This window comes from Microbacterium sp. gxy059 (assembly GCF_050958665.1).
In the GTDB taxonomy this organism is placed as follows: Bacteria; Actinomycetota; Actinomycetes; order Actinomycetales; family Microbacteriaceae; genus Microbacterium.
Genome location: NZ_JAMXWT010000005.1, coordinates 58,166 through 76,778, shown reverse-complemented (window position 1 = coordinate 76,778; position 18,613 = coordinate 58,166). Strand labels below are relative to the sequence as shown.

Below are 18,613 nucleotides of genomic sequence, written 5' to 3'. Positions count from 1 at the left end.
TAGAATTGGCACTCCGAGACATCGAGTGCCAGCACGGGAAGGAGCGCAGATGGTCACCGAACGGGGTCTCCAGGTGCTGCGAGCCATCGTGCAGGACTACGTCGACACGCACGAGCCGGTGGGCAGCCGGTCGATCGTCGAGCGCCACGCCTTCGGGGTGTCCGCCGCCACGATCCGCAACGACATGGCGATGCTCGAGGACGAGGACCTCATCGCCCAGCCGCACACCTCGTCCGGCCGGGTGCCCACCGACAAGGGGTACCGGGCGTTCGTCGACCATCTCGCCGACGTGCGCCCCCTGAGCGCGGCGCAGCGCAGCGCCATCACCGCCTTCCTCGCCGACCCGGCGGACCTCGACGATCTCCTCGCCCGCACCGTGCGGCTGCTCACCCAGCTGACGGGGCAGGTGGCGCTCGTGCAGTATCCGTCGTTCGCGCGGGCCGCGATCTCCCACGTGCAGCTCGTGCTGCTCGACGAGCGGCGCGTGCTCGTCATCGTCGTGACCGACACGGGCCGGGTCTCCCAGCGGATCACCCCTCTGGAGGCGCCCGTTGACGAGGAGCGCGTGGAGGCGATGCGCCTGCGTCTGCTCCCTCTGCTCATCGGGATCCCGGTGGCGGATGCGGCCGATCGGATGATCCGCGCCCGGGAGGACGCCGCGCAGGAGACGCCGGCCGACGTCGCGATGAGCGCGGTCGCGAGCGCGATCCTCGACGAACTCGAGGGATTCCGGCAGAACCGGCTCGTGATGGCCGGCGCCGCGACCCTCGCCCGCCGGGAGGACGACTTCCGCGGGAGCATCCACCCGCTGCTCGAGGCGATCGAGGAGCAGGTGACGCTGCTGCGGCTCATGAGCGAGATGTCGTCCGACGAGCGCGGCATGGCCGCGAGCATCGGGCGGGAGAACGCCGCCTTCGGGCTGAGCGAGGCGTCGATCATCGCGAGCGAGTACGACGCGACCGTCGGCACGGCCCGCGTCGGCCTGATGGGGCCGACGCGCATGGACTATCCCCGCAACCTGGCGGCGGCGCGCGCCGTCGCCCGCTACCTGACCCGGTTGCTGGAGGAGGACGAGAGCCGCTGAGGCGGTTCGGCGTCCACGAGGCTCCGGGCGGGACCCGGATCGAACGAACACGCAGAGGACCTGCGGAAAGGCGACTGTGGCAGACCACTACGAGGTACTGGGCGTCTCGCGCGAGGCGAGCGATGACGAGATCAAGAAGGCGTATCGCCGCCTCGCGCGGCGCCTGCACCCGGACGTGAACCCGAGCCCCGAGGCGGCGGAGGAGTTCAAGAGCGTCACGCACGCGTACGAGGTGCTGAGCGATCCCGAGCAGCGGCGCCGCTACGACATGGGCGGCGACCAGGGCGGCTTCGGCGGAGGCGGCTTCGGGGGCTTCGGCGACGTGTTCGAGGCCTTCTTCGGCGCGGCCGGAGGCGGCGCCAGGGCCGGCCGCCCGCGCTCCCGGCGCGAGCGGGGGCAGGACGCGCTCGTGCGCATCTCGCTCGAGCTCGGCGACGTGGTCTTCGGCACGCACCGCGAGGTCGAGATCGACACGGCCGTGCTCTGCGAGACCTGCCAGGGATCCTGCTGCCAGCCCGGCACGCAGCCCGAGCGGTGCGACGTCTGCGGCGGCACGGGGCACGTGCAGCGCCAGGTGCGCAGCCTCCTCGGCAACGTCGTCACGCAGCAGCCCTGCGGCAGCTGCCAGGGATACGGCACGACGATCCCGCACCCGTGCCCGGGATGCCACGGCCAGGGCCGCGTGCGCTCGCGCCGCACGGTGGGCCTCGACATCCCCGCGGGCGTCGAGACGGGCCTGCGCCTGCAGCTGCCGGGCTCGGGCGAGGTCGGCCCCGCCGGCGGCCCCAACGGAGACCTGTACGTCGAGGTGACGGTCGAGTCGCACCCCGTGTTCAGCCGCGACGGCGACGACCTCCTCGCGACACTCGAGGTGTCGATGACCGACGCGATCCTCGGCGCGAAGGCCTCGATCGACGGCCTCGACGGCGCGGTCGATCTCGAGGTGCGCCCCGGCGTGCAGTCGGGAGACATCCAGCGGATCCCCGAGCGCGGCATCACCGGGCTGCGCTCGAAGAAGCGCGGGGACCTCCGGGTCGCGGTGCAGGTCGTGACGCCCACGAAGGTGGACGGGAAGACGCGCCACCTCGTCGAGGAGCTCGCGAAGCGCACGAAGGCGCCTGCGCCGCGCCTGTCGGAGCATCAGCAGGGGCTCTTCTCGAAGCTCCGCGACCGGTTCCGCGCCTGACGTGGCCCTGCACTTCGTCGACGCCGGCGCCGCGACCGCCTCGCCGGGCGATGTCCTTGTGCTCACCGGCGCGGAGGCCCACCACGCGGCGTCGGTGCGCCGCGTGCGCGTCGGCGAGCGGGTCACCGCGACCGACGGCGCGGGGGCGTGGCTGACGGGGGAGGTCGAGGAGGTCGAGCGGGGGCGCGTCGTCCTCCGCGTCGCGTCGCGCGAGGAGCGCGGCGCCCCGCGGCCCCGCGTCCTGCTCGCCCAGGCCCTCGCGAAGGGCGACCGCGACGAGCTCGCGGTGCAGGCGGCCACCGAGCTCGGCGTCGACGGCGTCGTGCCCTGGCAGGCCTCCCGCAGCGTCTCCCGCTGGCAGGGGCCGAAGGCCGAGAAGGGGCGGGGCCGCTGGCAGACCATCGTGCGGGAGGCCGCGAAGCAGGCGCTGCGCGCATGGATCCCCGAGGTCTCGGCCGTCGAGACGACGGATCGGATCGCGGCGCGCGCGGGCGAGGCGCGGGTGCTCGTGCTCGACCCCTGGACCGAGCGCCGGCTGGTCGATGTCGAGCCCGACGAGCGCGACATCGTCCTCGTCGTCGGCCCGGAGGGAGGCATCGCTCCCGAGGAGATCGAGACCCTCGTCGCGGCGGGCGCCGAGCGCGTGCGGCTCGGCGCGGACGTGCTGCGCACCTCGACGGCCGGACCGGCCGCGATCGCCCTCCTGAACGTCGCGCTCGGCCGCTGGTGAGCGCGCTCGGCACCGTAGACTCGTAGGCATGACCGGTCCTTCCGTCTTCACGCGCATCCTCGAGGGCTCGATCCCCGGCGACATCGTCGCCGAGACAGAGCGGGTCTTCGCGATCTCCGACATCAACCCCCAGGCGCCCGTCCACGTGCTCGTGATCCCCAAGACCGAGCAGTACCGCGACGTCGCGGAGCTCGCGGCGGGAGACCCCGAGCTGCTCGCCGAGATGGTCGCGCTCGCCCGCCGCGTCGCGGACGAGCGGGCCGACGGCGAGTTCCGCCTGATCTTCAACACCGGCGCCGGAGCCGGACAGACCGTCTTCCACGTGCACGCGCACGTGCTCGCGGGAGACCTGGAGGAGAAGAGCCTCGTTGGCTGACGAACCCCTTTCGATCACCATCCACGCCGACGGCGTCGCGATGGTCCAGCTGCTCGGACCGCAGGACAGGCTCCTCCGCATGGTCGAGAAGCAGCACCCCGATGTCGACGTCCACGTCCGCGGCAGCGAGATCACCCTGAGCGGCGAGGCCGCGGCGGTCGAGCGCGCCCGCGCGCTCGTCGACGAGCTGCTCGCGATGACGCGGAACGGGCACGAGCTCGCGCCGGCCGACGTCGAGACGTCCGACCGGGTCCTGCAGCAGACCGGCGAGCGGCCGAGCGAGGCCTTCGGCGAGCCGGTCCTGCAGGCGCGCGGCAAGGTGATCCGCGCCAAGACGATGGGACAGCGCGACTACATCCGCGCCATCGACGAGAACACGATCGTGTTCGGCATCGGCCCGGCGGGCACAGGCAAGACCTACCTCGCCATGGCGAAGGCGGTCCAGGCGCTGCAGCGGCGCGAGGTGAGCCGCATCATCCTCACGCGCCCCGCGGTCGAGGCCGGCGAGCGGCTGGGCTTCCTGCCCGGCAGCCTCACCGACAAGATCGACCCCTACCTGCGCCCCCTCTACGACGCGCTCAACGAGATGATGGACCCCGAGATCGTGCCCAAGCTCATGGCGGCCGGCACGATCGAGGTGGCGCCCCTGGCGTACATGCGCGGCCGCACGCTCAACGACTCGTTCGTCGTGCTGGACGAGGCGCAGAACACCACCCCCGAGCAGATGAAGATGTTCCTCACACGGCTCGGCTTCGGCACGAAGATGATCGTGACGGGCGACGTCACGCAGGTCGACCTGCCGGGCGGCACGAGCGGGCTGCGCGTCGTGAGCCGGATCCTCGGGGACGTCGACGACATCCACTTCGCGCGGCTCACCGCCGACGACGTCGTGAGGAACGCGCTCGTCGGACGCATCGTCGACGCCTACAGCGCCTACGACGAGAAGCGCACGGCCCGGCGCGCGGAGCTCGACGAGGCGCACGAGTTCGCGAACAGGGCCGAGCGGAGGCGGGGCATGACGCCTCGACCCACGACGAAGCGGAGCGGTCGATGATCGACATCAACAACGAGTCCGGCGTCGACGTCGACGAGGCGACGCTGCTGCGCCTCGTGCAGCACGACCTCCGCGCGATGCACGTGAGCGCCGACGCGGAGCTCGCGCTGCTCCTCGTCGACGAGGCCGCCATGGAGCAGCTGCACGTGCAGTGGATGGACGAGCCGGGGCCGACGGACGTGCTCAGCTTCCCGATGGACGAGCTGCGGCCGGGGTCGGCCGACCTGCCCACGCCGCCGGGGCTGCTCGGCGACATCGTGGTGTGCCCGCAGGTCGCGCAGGCGCAGGCCGACACGGCTGGCCACTCCCTCCAGGACGAGATGCTGCTGCTCACGACCCACGGACTGCTCCACCTGCTGGGCTTCGATCACGCGGAGCCCGACGAGGAGCGGCGGATGTTCGGCCTGCAGCGCGAGCTGCTGACCTCGTTCGCCCTCGAGGAGAGGCGGCGCAGGCGCGCATGATCGAGGGGATCCTCATCGCATGCGCGATCCTGCTCGTCGGGATCGCCGGTCTCATGACCGCCCTCGACGCCGCCCTGGCGGTCACGTCGACCTCCGATCTCTCGGAGATGGCGGCCGAGGGCCGGAACGCCCGCGCGCTCGCGCATCTCGCGCACGATCGCGACGCGCACGACAACACGGTCACGTTCGTCCGGGTGGTCGCCGACGTCGGGGCGGTCGCGCTCATGTCGTCCGCCCTCGCGATGCTGTGGACGAGCGAGCTGTGGGGCACCCTCGTCTCGGTCCTCGTCATGTCGGCGGTCATCTACGTCGTCGTCGCCTCGGCGCCGGCGCCGGCGACGGCCGGGAGGCGCTACGCCCGCAGCGTGCTCGCGTTCGGCGCCCCCGCGATCCACGCGGCGCGCGTCGTCGTCGGGCCGATCGCGGGAGCCCTCGCGGCGCTCAGCGCGCGCGTCATTCCCGGGGGGCGCCGCGGCGGCATCGAGTCGGAGGAGCAGCTGCTGTCGATCGTCGACGAGGCGGCCTCGCACGCCTTCATCGAGGCCGACGACCGCGAGCTCATCCACTCGGTCTTCGACTTCACGGATCAGGTCGTGCGCGCGGTCATGGTCCCGCGCACCGAGATGGTCACGATCGAGGCCGACGCGACGGTCGCCGAGGCCGTCGAGGAGTTCCTCGCGAGCGGGTTCTCCCGTCTCCCCGTGATCGACGGCGACGTCGACAGCGTCGTCGGCGTGCTCTACCTGAAGGACCTCGTGCAGCACGCTTTCCGCGCTCCGGCGGGATGGCGCGCGAGCGGGGTGCGCGCCTACGCGCGGCCGGCGGTGTTCGTTCCGGAGCAGATGCGCGCGGAGACGCTCCTGCAGCAGATGAAGGCCGACCAGGTGCACGTGTGCCTCGTCGTGGACGAGTACGGCGGCATCGCGGGCCTCGTCACGCTGGAGGACCTCATCGAGGAGCTGGTCGGCGACATCTCCGACGAGTACGACGGGCGCTCGAACGAGGTCGTCGCCCTCCCCGACGGCACCTACCGCGTCAGCGCGGGCCTGGGGCTCGACGAGGTCGGCGACCTCTTCGGGCTCGACATCGAGGACGAGGACGTCGACTCGATCGGCGGGCTGTTCGCGAAGGTCATCGGCCACGTGCCGCAGCCGGGGGAGCAGGCGGAGGTCGCGGGTCTCCTCGTCACCGGCGGCACGTCCCGCGGTCGCGGCCGCGGCATCGAGACGGTCTTCGTCGACCGGGGCGCGGGGCTGCGCACGCTCGACGAGGTGCGCGGGCGCGAGCCGCGCACGGGGGAGATCCGCGTGCCGGGGCTCGCCGACGACCGGCCGCCCGCGACGGTCGCCATCGCGATCGAGGGCGCCGGCGACGGCACGCGCCGACGCGGACAGAAGAGCAGGAAGAGGGACGAGAGCCGATGACATCCGAGACGCGCAGCGGGTTCGTGACCTTCGTGGGGCGCCCGAACGTGGGCAAGTCCACGCTCATGAACGCGCTCGTGGGCGAGAAGATCGCGATCACGAGCGAGAAGCCGCAGACGACGCGCCGCGCGATCCGCGGCATCCTCAACCGGCCGGGCGGGCAGCTCGTCGTGGTCGACACCCCGGGCGTCCACCGTCCCCGCACGCTGCTCGGCCAGCGCCTCAACGACCTCGTCGAGGACGTCCTGGGCGACGTGGACGTCATCGCGTTCTGCGCTCCGGCGCCGGAGAAGGTGGGGCCGGGGGACCGCCGCATCGCCGCATCGCTCGACGGGTACCCGCGGGCGAAGAAGATCGCCCTCGTGACGAAGACCGACGCGGCCTCGCGCGACGAGATCCTCGAGCGCCTCATGGAGGTCGATCAGCTGCGCGACGACTGGCACGCCGTGATCCCCGTCTCGAGCGAGACGGGCGAGCAGCTCGACGTGCTCGCGGACGAGCTGCTCGGCCTCATGCCAGAAGGACCCGCCCTGTATCCCGATGACGTCGTCACCGACGAGTCGGTCTCGGACCGCGTCGCGGAGATGATCCGCGAGGCGGCTCTCGACGGCGTGCGCGACGAGCTGCCGCACTCGATCGCCGTGACGGTGGAGGACATCGCGCCGCGCGAGGACAAGCCCGAGCTGACCGACATCTACGCCGACATCGTCGTGGAGCGCGACAGCCAGAAGGCCATCATCATCGGGCGCAAGGGCGCGCGGCTGCGCGACGTCGGCGCCCGCGCCCGCGCCGACATCGAGCCGCTCATCGGCACGCGGGTCTTCCTCTCGCTGCACGTGCGCGTCGCGAAGGAGTGGCAGAGGGATCCGAAGCACCTCGGCCGCCTCGGCTTCTGAGGAGCACAATGCGCAGCCGGATCGCGCCGAGCGCGGCGCGGACTGCGCATTCTGCGTGCTATCGTTGCGGCATGCACCGTTTCGGTCTGCTTCTCCTTAGTCGCCGCGGCGAGACCTCGTAGTCAGGGCCCTCTCGTCGCGGAGCTTCGCGTGGCCCTTTCCGCGAACCCCTTGAGAGACGAGAAGATGCAGAACAATCAGAAGCCCAGCGGCATGCCGGTGCACCGCTACCTCCCGTTCCACGAGCAGATCCGGGTCGACCTCCCTGACCGCACGTGGCCGGACAACCGCATCGAGAAGGCGCCTCGCTGGTGCGCCGTCGACCTGCGCGACGGCAACCAGGCGCTCATCGACCCCATGACGCCCGATCGCAAGCGGATCATGTTCGAGCTGCTCGTGAAGATGGGCTACAAGGAGATCGAGGTCGGCTTCCCGGCCGCGAGCCAGACCGACTTCGACTTCGTGCGTCAGCTGATCGACGACGGCCTCATCCCCGACGACGTCACGATCCAGGTGCTGACGCAGGCGCGCGAGCACCTCATCAAGCGCACCTACGAGGCCATCGCCGGCGCGAAGCAGGCGATCGTCCACCTGTACAACTCGACGAGCACCCTGCAGCGCGAGGTCGTGTTCCGCACCGACGAGCAGGGCATCATCGACATCGCCCTGCAGGGCGCCAGGTGGTGCAAGCAGTACGAGGAGACGATCCCGGAGACGACCGTCTACTACGAGTACTCGCCCGAGTCGTACACGGGGACCGAGCTCGAGTTCGCCGCCGAGATCTGCAACCGGGTGATGGAGATCTTCGTCCCCACCCCCGAGCGCAAGGTCATCCTCAACCTGCCGGCGACCGTCGAGATGGCGACGCCCAACGTCTACGCCGACTCGATCGAGTGGATGAACCGCCACCTCGACCACCGCGAGAACGTCATCCTGTCGCTGCACCCGCACAACGACCGCGGCACCGCCACGGCGGCCGCGGAGCTCGGCTACATGGCCGGCGCCGACCGCATCGAGGGGTGCCTGTTCGGCAACGGCGAGCGCACGGGCAACGTCGACCTCGTCGCTCTGGGCGTGAACATGTTCACGCAGGGCATCGATCCGATGATCGACTTCAGCGACATCGATCAGGTCAAGCGCACGGTCGAGCACTGCAACCAGCTGCCGGTCCCCGAGCGCAGCCCCTGGGCGGGCGACCTCGTCTTCACCGCGTTCAGCGGGTCGCATCAGGACGCCATCAAGAAGGGCTTCGAGGCGATGGCGGCGCGTGCGGCCGAGCAGGGCGGATCCGTCGACGATCTCACCTGGGCCGTGCCGTACCTGCCGGTGGACCCGAAGGACCTCGGGCGCTCGTACGAGGCGGTCATCCGCGTCAACTCGCAGTCCGGGAAGGGCGGCGTCGCCTACCTCCTGAAGGCCGACCACAAGCTCGACCTGCCGCGTCGTCTGCAGATCGACTTCTCCAACGTCGTGCAGGCGCGCACCGACAGCGAGGGCGGCGAGGTCACGAGCGACGACATCTGGACGATCTTCCAGGACGAGTACCTGCCGTCCGGCGCCCGCGACACGTCCTGGGGCCGCTACGAGCTCGTCAGCACGACCTCCCACACGCGCGGCGACGGCGACGGCTCGCTCGAGGTCGTCATGCGCGAGGGCGACGAGGAGATCCAGGCGCAGGCGGAGGGCAACGGCCCCATCGCGGCGTTCCTCGAGGTGCTGCGCGGCCGCGGGGTCGACGTGACCCTCTACGACTACAGCGAGCACACGCTGAGCGCCTCGGGAGACGCCGAGGCCGCCGCGTACGTCGAGGTGCAGGTCGACGACACCCGGCTCTGGGGCGTCGGCATCGACGGCGACATCTCGACGGCGTCGCTGAAGGCGATCGTCTCCGCCGTGAACCGCGCGATCCGCATGCGCGAGCAGCAGCTCGTCGCGGTGTGACGCGCGGGCCCCGACGCCGTCGCGAGCGCACGACCTGCGCGACGACGGCGCCGGAGCCGCGGGGCGATCCACGACAGAGGGCGGGCACGAGCGAGGGACGATCCCCCTCCGCCCGCCCTCTGTGCTGTCCGGTCCCGGTCAGCGGCGGCTCGGCGCGGGATCCCCGTCGTCCGAGTCGTCGTCCTCCGCGCGCTCGTCCGCATGGGGGCGGTCGGGGTCGGGGAGGATGATGGCCCCAGTCGCGTCAAGGTCGCCGAGGTCCGCCATGGTGCGCACGTCGCGCGCCTCGATGATGGGGATCTCGCCCGTGTCGATGAGCACGCGCCGACGGCGGATCGCCTTCTGCTCGGGCAGGTTGATGCCCAGCTCCACGGCGAGGATGCGCGTGACCGCCGTGACGACGATGCCGAGGATGACGCAGGCGACGATGTCGAGGCCCAGGAGCTGCGCGACCGCGAGGGACGTGCACCCGATGGCCGCGGCGGCCGCGTAGAACGACCCGACGTGCAGGATCGCGACCGGCACGCCGAGCATCATGTCTCGGACCACGCCTCCGCCGACCGCCGCGCAGGCGCCGATGAACACGGCGGGCAGCACCGGGATCCCGAAGCTCAGCGCCTTGACGGTGCCGAACGCGCCGAACATGCCGATCACGACCGCGTCGAGCGCGACGATCAGCCGCCGCACGCGCGTCAGCACCGCCGACAGCCACATGCCGATGAGGGCGGCCCCGCCGGCGGAGATGAGGTACCAGGGGCTGCGGAGGGTCGCGGGCGGCTCGCCGACGAGCACGTCGCGGATGAACCCGCCGCCCATGCCGATCATGATGCCGATGAGCGCGACGCCGAGCCAGTCGATCCGCTGCGGGCGGTCGCGGAACTCCGCCGCGTGCATCGCGCCCTGCACGCCTCCGAGTCCGACGCCGAGCAGATCCGCCCACAGCGGGATCGTCCAGAGGGGTTCGGTCACGGCTTCCATCGTGCCAGGGAAGGGGATAATGACACGATGCCGACATACCGTGACGACGCCGTCGTGCTGCGCACGCACAAGCTGGGGGAGGCCGACCGGATCCTCACCCTGCTGACGCGGCAGCACGGCAAGGTGCGGGCGGTCGCGAAGGGCGTGCGCCGCACGTCGAGCCGCTTCGGCGCGCGCGTCGAGCCGTTCATGGTGGTCGACGGCCAGTTCTCGATCGGACGCAACCTCGACATCGTGCAGCAGGTCGACTCGATCGGCGCGTACGGTGCCGACATCGCGGCCGACTACGACCGCTACACGGCCGCCAGCGCCATGGCGGAGGCGGCCGAGAGGCTCGTCGGGGAGGGAGACGCGGCGCCGCAGCAGTTCTTCCTGCTCGTCGGCGCTCTGCGATCCCTCGCGCGCGGCGAGCACCGCCCCCAGGCCACGCGCGACTCCTACCTGCTGCGGGCACTCGGCCTGTCGGGGTGGACCATCCAGCTGGACGCGTGCGCGCGCTGCGGCGAGGAGACGGACGACGCGCGCTTCCAGGCCCAGGCGGGCGGCGTGCTGTGCGCGCGCTGCGCCCCCGCGGGGTCCCCCCGGCTCGACGCGCGCACCCGGCAGCTCGCGGGCGCCCTGCTCGGCGGCGACTGGGAGAGCGTCGACCAGGCCGCGGAGGGCGATCTCGATCGCGCCGCGGGGGTGGTCGCCGCCTACGCGCAGTTCCACCTCGAGCGGGCGATGCGCTCGCTCGGCAGCACCCCTCGGAGGTCCCGATGACGCATCCGTACACCCACCCCGATGCGGAGCCGCTCAAGCCCCTGAACTGGACGGGGATCGAGCCGCCCGTGTTCGCGGGCGCGGTCCCGAACCACGTCGCGATCGTCATGGACGGCAACGGGCGCTGGGCCAACAGCCAGGGCCTGCCGCGCACGGAGGGGCACCGCATCGGGGTCGACGCGATGCTCGACACGATCGCCGGCGCCGTGCAGGCGGGGGTGCGCAACCTCTCCGTCTACGCCTTCTCGACCGAGAACTGGAAGCGCTCGCCCGCCGAGGTGCGCTTCCTCATGGGATTCAACCGCGAGGTGCTGCACAAGCACCGCGACCAGCTCAACGCCTGGGGGGTCCGCGTCGTGTGGGCGGGCAGGCAGCCGAAGCTGTGGGGGTCCGTCATCAAGGACCTGCGCGTCGCGGAGGAGCTCACGAAGGACAACACGACGATGACGCTCGCGATGTGCATCAACTACGGCGGGCGGTGGGAGATCGTCGACGCGATGCGGCGGATGGCGGAGGACGTGCAGGCGGGGCGCCTGAAGCCGAGCGCGATCACGGAGAAGACCATCGCGAGGAGCCTCTACGTCCCGAGCATGCCGGACGTCGACCTGTTCATCCGCTCGGGCGGCGAGCAGCGCACGAGCAACTTCATGCTCTGGGAGTCGGCCTACGCCGAGATGGTGTTCGACGACGCCCTCTGGCCCGAGTTCTCGCGGGTGAACCTGTGGAACGCGATCCGCGCCTTCCACAGCCGCGACCGTCGCTACGGCGGCGCGATCGACCGGGCGTCCTCGTCCTCATGACGGCCCCCTCGCCGCGCTCCGCGATCGGGGCCGAGGCCGTCATGGTCTACGAGTTCGACAGCGTGCAGCAGGCGCGGCGGTGGCGGCGGCTCGTCGAGGAGGAGAGCGGGGCGGCGACCCTTCCCGACCGGATCGCGGAGCGCTTCGGATCCGCGCCGGTGCCCGCGTCGCGTCGGGGCGGCGAGGAGGAGGCGCGCCGCTGGTACCGGGGAGCGCTGCGCCTCGCGTCGATCAGCGCGCCGACCGTCGTCCTCACGGACAGCCAGGTGCTGGACGGGGTGTTCCCGCTGGCGTTCGGCCCCGACTTCGTGATCGACTCGCTCGACGGCACCGCGGGGGCGCTCGAGATCCGCGGTCGCGCCGCGACCTTCGGCGAGTCGCTGCGGCAGTTCTTCCTCGGCGCCCGCACGGACGACGCCGTCTTCAACCGCATGCATCTCTCGTCGCTCGACGCGCTCTGCGACCCGGACCGGCAACACGAGCTGCACGCGATGTTCGACCGGCTGGGCGGGCGGGACGCCGACGAGGTGTTCCGGGCCGCGGACGCTCGGGTCCCCGTGGCGCTCGTCGAGGCCCTCGAGAGCGCGTACCGGCTGCCGGGCGGAGCGCTGCGCGGGCTGGCCCGCGCGTGGGAGGCGTGGGCGGAGGCGATCGCGCGCGGGCGGATCCGGTACCGGCCCTACGGCATCCAGGGCGGCGCTCGCGCCCCGGAGGAGCCCGCGAGCGCGGCCGGCGCCGCGGAGCTCGCGCCGGCCGCCGCGACGCTGCTCGACGAGCTGCGGGAGACGCCGATGCGCGCGGAGGCGTTCCGCCTGATCCGGCGGGCCCGCGACGCGTCCGCGGGGTCGGCGCCCGGCGACGAGCGGGACGGCGCCCTCGCCGACATCGGCCTCGTCGAGGCCTGGTACGACTTCCGCTATCAGCAGGGGCTGGCCGACCGGCACGACGCGGGCTGGCTGCTGCTGGAGGAGAACCCGTCCTGGTCGCGGCTCCTGGCCGGCGCGCTCGGTCCGGACACGCCGACGACCGGCCGCGTGGTCCTCTCCGGGAACGCCCATGGCCGCCTCGCCGCGATGACCGCGAGCGCGTTCGGGCAGTTCGCCTACGCCCACCGCGACGCGATCGCGGAGTGGCGGAGCGCGCCCTCGCGGGGCGCGGCCCGCGCGATCGCCTACGCGCTGCGGGAGTTCTCGTCGCAGCGCACGCTCCGCCGCGAGCGTCGCGCGCTGCGCCGGTCGAGCGCGCTGATCGCGCTCCTCGCCGCGATCGCGATCGGATCGGCCCTGCTCGACGGGGTCGGGGCCCAGGGGATCCTGCTCACGACGATCGCCGTCGTGATCGTCGAGCGCGCCGCGGACGTGCTGCCGCAGCTGCGGCGCCTCTGGGAGATCCGCGATCGCAGCCTCTCGACCACGATGTTCGTCCAGACGGAGGGATGACGATGGAGACACCGGAGACCGGCGGCCGCCCGCTCCTCGTGAGCGACGAGCGGGTCGTCTACGCGGGTTCGGCGCCCTCGCCCCTGCGGGTCGTGCGGGCGCGGGTCGAGCGCCCGGGCCATGCCCCGGAGCACTGGGAGTTCGTGCGCGTCGGCGACGGGGAGATCGCCGGCGGCGTGGCGGTCGCGGTGCACGACGGCCGCCTCGCGGTGGTGCGCCAGTGGCGCCTCGCGCTCGACGAGTGGACGCTCGAGCTGCCGCGCGGCGGCGCCGACCCGGGGGAGTCCGGGCGGGATGCGGCCGTGCGGGAGCTCCGCGAGGAGACGGGGCTCATCGCCGCCGACGCGCGGCAGATCGGGATCTTCCATCCGGATTCGGGCACGCTCTCGTCGCGCGTGGCGGTCGTCGCCGCGACGGTCGAGGATCCCGATCCCGCCGACGAGGGCGACGGGGAGGTCGATCGGTGGCGCTGGATGAGCGTCGACGAGATCGACCGCGCGATCGCGGACGGCCGGATCCGCGACGGCATGTCGCTCGCGGCATACCAGATCTGGCGGCTCAGCGGGGGAGCGCGGCCTCGATCGCGCTGACGACGGCCGGGTCGTCGGGCGTGGTCTGCGGGCGGAAGCGCTCCACCTCGCCGGAGGGCAGCACGAGGAACTTCTCGAAGTTCCAGGCGACAGGGCCGGCGAGCCCCGCGTGGTCCTTCGTCTTCTTCAGCGCCCGGTACAGGGGCGCGGCGTGCGAGCCGTTCACCCGGATCTTGTCGGCGATCGGGAAGCTCACGCCCCAGGTGGTCGCGCAGTAGTCGAGGATCTCCTCCATCGATCCGGGCTCCTGGCCCATGAACTGGTTGCAGGGGAAGCCGACGACGGTGAGGCCGCGGTCGCCGTAGGCGCGCTGCAGCTCCTCGAGCTGGGCGTACTGCGGCGTGAGGCCGCACTTCGAGGCGACGTTCACGACGAGCGCGGGGCCGTCTCCCGCGATCTCGGCGAGCGTCGTCTCGGCGCCTGCGGCGTCGGAGAACGGGATGGTGCGGGGGTCTGGTGCATCGCTCATGCGACCAGGCTAGACCTGAGGCTCCCCCTCGGGGAGGGATGAGAGAATGAGCGGGTGACGATCGCCCTCGAGACCCGGAGCGCCCCCGAGCCCCGCGTGATGCCCCCGCTGCGGATCGGGCCGCTCCGCATCGACGTGCCCGTCGTGCTGGCCCCGATGGCGGGCGTGACGAACATGGCCTTCCGGCGCCTGTGCCGCGAGTACGGCGCGGGGCTGTACGTGACGGAGATGATCACGACGCGGGCGCTCGTCGAGCGCAACGCGGTCACGATGAAGCTCATCGAGCACCACCCCTCCGAGACGCCGCGGTCGATCCAGCTCTACGGCGTCGACCCGCGGTACACGGGCGAGGCCGCGCGGATCATCGCGGAGGAGGGCCACGCCGACCACATCGACCTCAACTTCGGCTGCCCCGTGCCGAAGGTCACCCGCAAGGGCGGCGGCTCCGCGCTGCCCTGGAAGCTCGACCTGTTCCGCGACATCGTGAAGAGCGCCGTCGACCAGGCGGGCGACGTGCCGGTGACGGTCAAGATGCGCAAGGGCATCGACGACGACCACCTGACGTTCCTCGACGCGGGGCGCATCGCGGAGGACGTCGGCGCCGCGGCGGTCTCGCTCCACGCGCGCACGCTGAAGGACTCCTACTCCGGCACCGCCGACTGGGCCGCGATCGCCGAGCTCAAGCAGACGGTGACGAGCATCCCCGTGCTCGGCAACGGCGACATCTGGAGCGCGGAGGACGCCGTGGCGATGGTCGACGAGACCGGCTGCGACGGCGTCGTGGTCGGCAGGGGATGCCTCGGCAGGCCCTGGCTGTTCGGCGACCTCGCCAACGCGTTCGGCGGCGACGCGCCGACCGTGCGCCCGTCGCTCGGCTTCGTCGCCGCCGCGTTCCGGCGCCACGCCGAGCTGCTCGTCGACTTCTTCGAGGACGAGGAGCGCGGCTGCCGCGACATCCGCAAGCACGCCGCCTGGTACTTCAAGGGGTACCCGGTCGGCGGCGAGACGCGCGGCGCGTTCGCGAACGTCTCCTCGCTGGCCGACATCGACCGGCTGATCGACCAGCTCGACCCGTCGATCCCCTATCCCGGCGAGGCGGTCGAGGGGCCGCGCGGCCGGGCGGGTCACGCGCGCCGGCCGATCCTCCCCGAGGGATGGCTCGACTCGCGCAGCCTCGACGGCGCGGCATCGGCCGACCTGCAGGACGCGGAGCTCGATACCAGTGGCGGCTGATCGTCCGGCGGGCCGCATCCCGGCCGGGTACGCCGAGCGCGACGCCGAGCGCTTCCTCGTCGAGACGCACCGCTCCGAGCGGGCCGACTTCGCCCGCGACCGTGCGCGCGTGCTGCACTCGGCGGCGCTGCGGCGCCTCGCCGCGAAGACCCAGGTGCTGAGCCCCGCGAGCGACGCCGACTTCGCGCGCAACCGCCTGACGCACTCGCTCGAGGTCGCCCAGGTGGGGCGCGAGCTCGCGACGGCGCTCGGCCTGTCGGCCGACGTCGTCGACACGGCGTGCCTCAGCCACGACCTCGGGCATCCGCCGTTCGGCCACAACGGCGAGCGGGCGCTCAACGAGTGGGCCGCCGACATCGGCGGCTTCGAGGGCAACGCGCAGTCGCTCCGCATCCTCACCCGGCTCGAGGCCAAGGTGCTCGACGGAGACGACTCCGTGGGCCTCAACCTCACGCGCGCCACCCTCGACGCGACCTGCAAGTACCCCTGGACCGCGTCGGATCCCGTCGCCGATCCGGGCGGCCGGCTCAAGTTCGGCGTGTATCCGGAGGACGAGGCCGTATACCGCTGGATGCGCGACGACGCCCCCGAGCGCGTGCGCTGCATCGAGGCGGAGGTCATGGACCTCTCCGACGACATCGCCTACTCGGTGCACGACTTCGAGGACGCGGTCGTGAACGGCTACGTCGACGTCGCCCAGCTCGCGGATCCGATCGAGCATCACCCGCTCATCGGCAAGATCCAGTCGTGGGTGGGGTACGACTTCGGCCGCGACGAGCTCGCCGACGCCCTGTACCGCCTCACGCGCCAGCCCATGTGGCTGCGGTCGTTCGACCGCTCGCGGCGCGACCTCGCGCGGCTGAAGAACCTCACGAGCGACCTCATCGGGCGCTTCGCGAGCACCGCCGTCGCCGCCACGCGGGAGCGCTTCGCGGGGGAGACGCTCACCCGCTACGGCGCGCACGTCGTGATCCCGCGCGAGATCGAGGTCGAGATCGCGGTGCTGAAGGGCATCATGGGCGCCTCGATCGTGTCGCTGGACGCGCGCCGCACCGTCTACGAGGAGCAGCGCAAGGTGCTCGTGCGCATCGCCGACGCCCTCTGGGCGGCCGACACGCTCTGGTCGTCCGGCGCCGACCAGCTCGACCCGGCGTTCACCGCCGACTACCTCGCGGCGGGCAGCGACGCGGAGCGCAAGCGCGTCATCGTCGACCAGGTCGCGAGCCTCACCGACCAGTCCGCCGTCGCCTGGCATTCGCGGCTCGTCGGCGACATCGACCCGGCCGAGGTGGGGATCTGGATGCGGGCGGCCCAGCCGTCGCCCGTGGAGGCCGTCTGATGCCGCGGATCCGCCAGGCCGACGTCGAGGAGGTCAAAGCGCGCACGAACATCGCCGACATCATCGGCGAGCGCGTCGCGCTGAAGTCCGCGGGGGTCGGATCCCTCAAGGGGCTCTGCCCGTTCCACGACGAGCGCAGCCCGAGCTTCAACGTGCGCCCGAGCCAGGGCTTCTACCACTGCTTCGGCTGCGGCGAGTCCGGCGACGTCTACACGTTCCTGCAGCAGATGGACCACATGACCTTCGCGGAGTCGGTGGAGCGCGTCGCGCAGCGCATCGGCTTCACGCTCCACTACGAGGAGGGCGGAGGGCCTGCGCCCGAGACGAGCGGGCGCGCGCGCCTATTCGCCGCGAACACGGCGGCCGCGGAGTTCTTCCGCGAGCAGCTCATGACCCCCGACGCGGAGGCCGCCCGCGCGTTCCTGGGCGGGCGCGGGTTCGACCCGGGCGCCGCGGCGCACTTCGGCGTCGGCTACGCGCCGCGCGGCTGGGACGGCCTGCTGAAGGCGCTCAGCGCGCAGGGATTCACGCGCGACGAGCTCATCACGGCGGGCCTGCTGTCGACGAATCAGCGCGGCGGGGCGTACGACCGGTTCCGGGGCCGCGTCGTCTGGCCCATCCGCGACGTGACGGGGCAGACGATCGGGTTCGGCGCACGCAAGCTCTACGACGAGGACCAGGGGCCGAAGTACCTCAACACGCCCGAGACGCCGATCTACAAGAAGAACCAGGTGCTGTACGGCCTGGATCTCGCCAAGCGCGACATCTCCCGCGGCGACCCGAAGCGAGTGGTCGTGGTCGAGGGCTACACCGACGTGATGGCCTGCCACCTCGCGGGGATCACGACGGCGGTCGCGACGTGCGGCACGGCGTTCGGGTCCGAGCACATCACGATGCTGCGCCGGGTCATGGGAGACGACTCCGCGACCGGCGAGGTGATCTTCACCTTCGACGGCGACGAGGCGGGGCAGAAGGCGGCGCTGCGGGCCTTCGCGGAGGCGGACCGGTTCTCGGCGCAGACCTTCGTGGCCGTCGCTCCCGACGGGCTCGACCCGTGCGATCTGCGCTTGCAGCGCGGCGACGCCGCCGTGCGCGGGCTGCTCGACCACCGCGCGCCGATGTTCGAGTTCGTCATCGACCGCAAGCTCTCGGGATTCCCGCTCTCGACCGTCGAGGGGCGCGTCGGCGCGCTGCGGGCGGCGGCCCCCATCGTGGCCGAGATCCGCGACCGCCTTCTGCGGCCCGGATACGAGCGGGTGCTCGCCCAGCGCCTCGGCATGGATCCGACCGACGTGCACCGCGAGGTGGAGCAGGCGGCGCGGGGCGGCTCGCGCCAGGAGCGTCGCCAGAGCGCGTCCGCCGGGGCGCAGGCGGCGTCGCCGGCCGCGACGCTCTCCGCTCTGCCTCCCACCACGGACGTGGCGATCGAGCGCGACGCGCTGACGGGGATCCTGCAGTACGGGCACCGGATCGACCCGACGATCCTGCAGCGCACGCTCGCGACGGAGTTCCGCACGCCGGCCCTCGAAGCCGTGCGGGTGGCGGTCGCGGGGGTCGATCGCACCCGGCCGGGGTGGGGCCAGGCCGCCATCGACGCACTGCCACCTGCGCTGCGGCAGCTGGGGGGAGAGGTGCTCGTGCGCGACTTCCCCGCCCGCGACGAGGAGCACGCCGCGGTCTCGGCGAACGCCCTCTGTCGGCGCATCATCGTGCGCGCGCTCGACGGCGAGAAGAGCGAGCTGCTCGGCGCCGTGCAGCGCGTCCCCCCGGAGTCGGACGAGGGCCGCGCCGTGCGGATGCGGCTGCGCGATCTCGATGCCGAGCGGCAGCGGCTCGTCGGGGAGTGAG

At 72.3% G+C, this 18,613-nt stretch carries 18 protein-coding genes; 16 read left to right on the top strand and 2 right to left on the bottom strand.

Annotated features, from left to right (window positions below; translation table 11 throughout):
- Positions 1 to 49: 49 nt before the first annotated feature.
- From hrcA to leuA, 9 genes are all read left to right on the top strand, one after another.
- Positions 50 to 1,084: a heat-inducible transcriptional repressor HrcA gene (gene hrcA / locus NHL53_RS04920; RefSeq protein WP_433775720.1), complete on the top strand. Its 1,035-nt coding sequence runs from the start codon at positions 50 to 52 to the stop codon at positions 1,082 to 1,084.
- Between the two features lie 76 nt (positions 1,085 to 1,160).
- Positions 1,161 to 2,270, top strand: a complete 1,110-nt coding sequence (gene dnaJ, locus NHL53_RS04915) for a molecular chaperone DnaJ (protein ID WP_433775719.1) — start codon at positions 1,161 to 1,163, stop codon at positions 2,268 to 2,270.
- A 1-nt stretch (position 2,271) separates the two neighbouring features.
- Positions 2,272 to 3,000: a 16S rRNA (uracil(1498)-N(3))-methyltransferase gene (locus NHL53_RS04910; RefSeq protein ID WP_433775718.1), complete on the top strand. Its 729-nt coding sequence runs from the start codon at positions 2,272 to 2,274 to the stop codon at positions 2,998 to 3,000.
- Between the two features lie 28 nt (positions 3,001 to 3,028).
- Positions 3,029 to 3,376 carry an HIT domain-containing protein gene (locus NHL53_RS04905; protein ID WP_433775717.1) on the top strand — a complete coding sequence of 116 codons (348 nt, stop codon included), beginning with the start codon at positions 3,029 to 3,031 and terminating at the stop codon, positions 3,374 to 3,376.
- 40 nt (positions 3,377 to 3,416) lie between these two features.
- Positions 3,417 to 4,430, top strand: coding sequence for a PhoH family protein (locus NHL53_RS04900; RefSeq protein WP_433775775.1), 1,014 nt, complete (start codon positions 3,417 to 3,419; stop codon positions 4,428 to 4,430).
- Positions 4,427 to 4,894 carry an rRNA maturation RNase YbeY gene (gene ybeY / locus NHL53_RS04895; protein ID WP_433775716.1) on the top strand — a complete coding sequence of 156 codons (468 nt, stop codon included), beginning with the start codon at positions 4,427 to 4,429 and terminating at the stop codon, positions 4,892 to 4,894. The genes NHL53_RS04900 and ybeY overlap by 4 nt, the downstream gene beginning before the upstream one ends.
- Complete coding sequence (locus NHL53_RS04890; RefSeq protein ID WP_433775715.1) at positions 4,891 to 6,318, top strand: hemolysin family protein; 1,428 nt, start codon at positions 4,891 to 4,893, stop codon at positions 6,316 to 6,318. Before ybeY ends, NHL53_RS04890 begins: the two co-directional genes overlap by 4 nt.
- Positions 6,315 to 7,214 (top strand): GTPase Era, encoded by a 900-nt coding sequence (era, locus tag NHL53_RS04885; protein ID WP_433775713.1) that lies wholly within the window; start codon positions 6,315 to 6,317, stop codon positions 7,212 to 7,214. Before NHL53_RS04890 ends, era begins: the two co-directional genes overlap by 4 nt.
- A gap of 186 nt (positions 7,215 to 7,400) precedes the next feature.
- Complete coding sequence (gene leuA, locus NHL53_RS04880; protein ID WP_433775712.1) at positions 7,401 to 9,155, top strand: 2-isopropylmalate synthase; 1,755 nt, start codon at positions 7,401 to 7,403, stop codon at positions 9,153 to 9,155.
- A 138-nt stretch (positions 9,156 to 9,293) separates the two neighbouring features.
- On the opposite strand, the gene NHL53_RS04875 is transcribed toward leuA, so the two are convergent.
- The gene (locus tag NHL53_RS04875) at positions 9,294 to 10,124 is read right to left on the bottom strand and encodes a trimeric intracellular cation channel family protein (RefSeq protein ID WP_433775711.1); all 831 of its coding nucleotides are present in this window, start codon (positions 10,122 to 10,124) and stop codon (positions 9,294 to 9,296) included.
- 36 nt (positions 10,125 to 10,160) lie between these two features.
- Between NHL53_RS04875 and recO the strand changes: the two genes are divergently transcribed.
- From recO to NHL53_RS04855, 4 genes are read left to right on the top strand one after another with little or no spacing between them, the layout of a single operon-like run.
- The gene (gene recO / locus NHL53_RS04870) at positions 10,161 to 10,895 is read left to right on the top strand and encodes a DNA repair protein RecO (protein ID WP_433775709.1); all 735 of its coding nucleotides are present in this window, start codon (positions 10,161 to 10,163) and stop codon (positions 10,893 to 10,895) included.
- Positions 10,892 to 11,695 (top strand): isoprenyl transferase, encoded by an 804-nt coding sequence (locus tag NHL53_RS04865; protein WP_433775708.1) that lies wholly within the window; start codon positions 10,892 to 10,894, stop codon positions 11,693 to 11,695. Before recO ends, NHL53_RS04865 begins: the two co-directional genes overlap by 4 nt.
- Positions 11,692 to 13,134 carry a hypothetical protein gene (locus NHL53_RS04860; RefSeq protein WP_433775707.1) on the top strand — a complete coding sequence of 481 codons (1,443 nt, stop codon included), beginning with the start codon at positions 11,692 to 11,694 and terminating at the stop codon, positions 13,132 to 13,134. Before NHL53_RS04865 ends, NHL53_RS04860 begins: the two co-directional genes overlap by 4 nt.
- Positions 13,135 to 13,136: 2 nt before the next feature.
- Positions 13,137 to 13,724 (top strand): NUDIX hydrolase, encoded by a 588-nt coding sequence (locus tag NHL53_RS04855; RefSeq protein ID WP_433775706.1) that lies wholly within the window; start codon positions 13,137 to 13,139, stop codon positions 13,722 to 13,724.
- On the opposite strand, the gene NHL53_RS04850 is transcribed toward NHL53_RS04855, so the two are convergent.
- Positions 13,693 to 14,193 carry a glutathione peroxidase gene (locus NHL53_RS04850; RefSeq protein WP_433775705.1) on the bottom strand — a complete coding sequence of 167 codons (501 nt, stop codon included), beginning with the start codon at positions 14,191 to 14,193 and terminating at the stop codon, positions 13,693 to 13,695. The genes NHL53_RS04855 and NHL53_RS04850 overlap by 32 nt on opposite strands.
- 99 nt (positions 14,194 to 14,292) lie before the next feature.
- Between NHL53_RS04850 and dusB the strand changes: the two genes are divergently transcribed.
- From dusB to dnaG, 3 genes are read left to right on the top strand one after another with little or no spacing between them, the layout of a single operon-like run.
- On the top strand, positions 14,293 to 15,426 hold the full coding sequence (dusB, locus tag NHL53_RS04845; protein ID WP_433775773.1) for a tRNA dihydrouridine synthase DusB: 1,134 nt from the start codon (positions 14,293 to 14,295) through the stop codon (positions 15,424 to 15,426).
- A complete protein-coding gene (locus tag NHL53_RS04840; protein ID WP_433775704.1) occupies positions 15,416 to 16,765 on the top strand; it encodes a deoxyguanosinetriphosphate triphosphohydrolase in 1,350 nt (449 codons plus the stop codon). Before dusB ends, NHL53_RS04840 begins: the two co-directional genes overlap by 11 nt.
- Positions 16,765 to 18,612 (top strand): DNA primase, encoded by a 1,848-nt coding sequence (gene dnaG, locus NHL53_RS04835; protein ID WP_433775703.1) that lies wholly within the window; start codon positions 16,765 to 16,767, stop codon positions 18,610 to 18,612. Before NHL53_RS04840 ends, dnaG begins: the two co-directional genes overlap by 1 nt.
- Position 18,613: the final 1 nt, after the last annotated feature.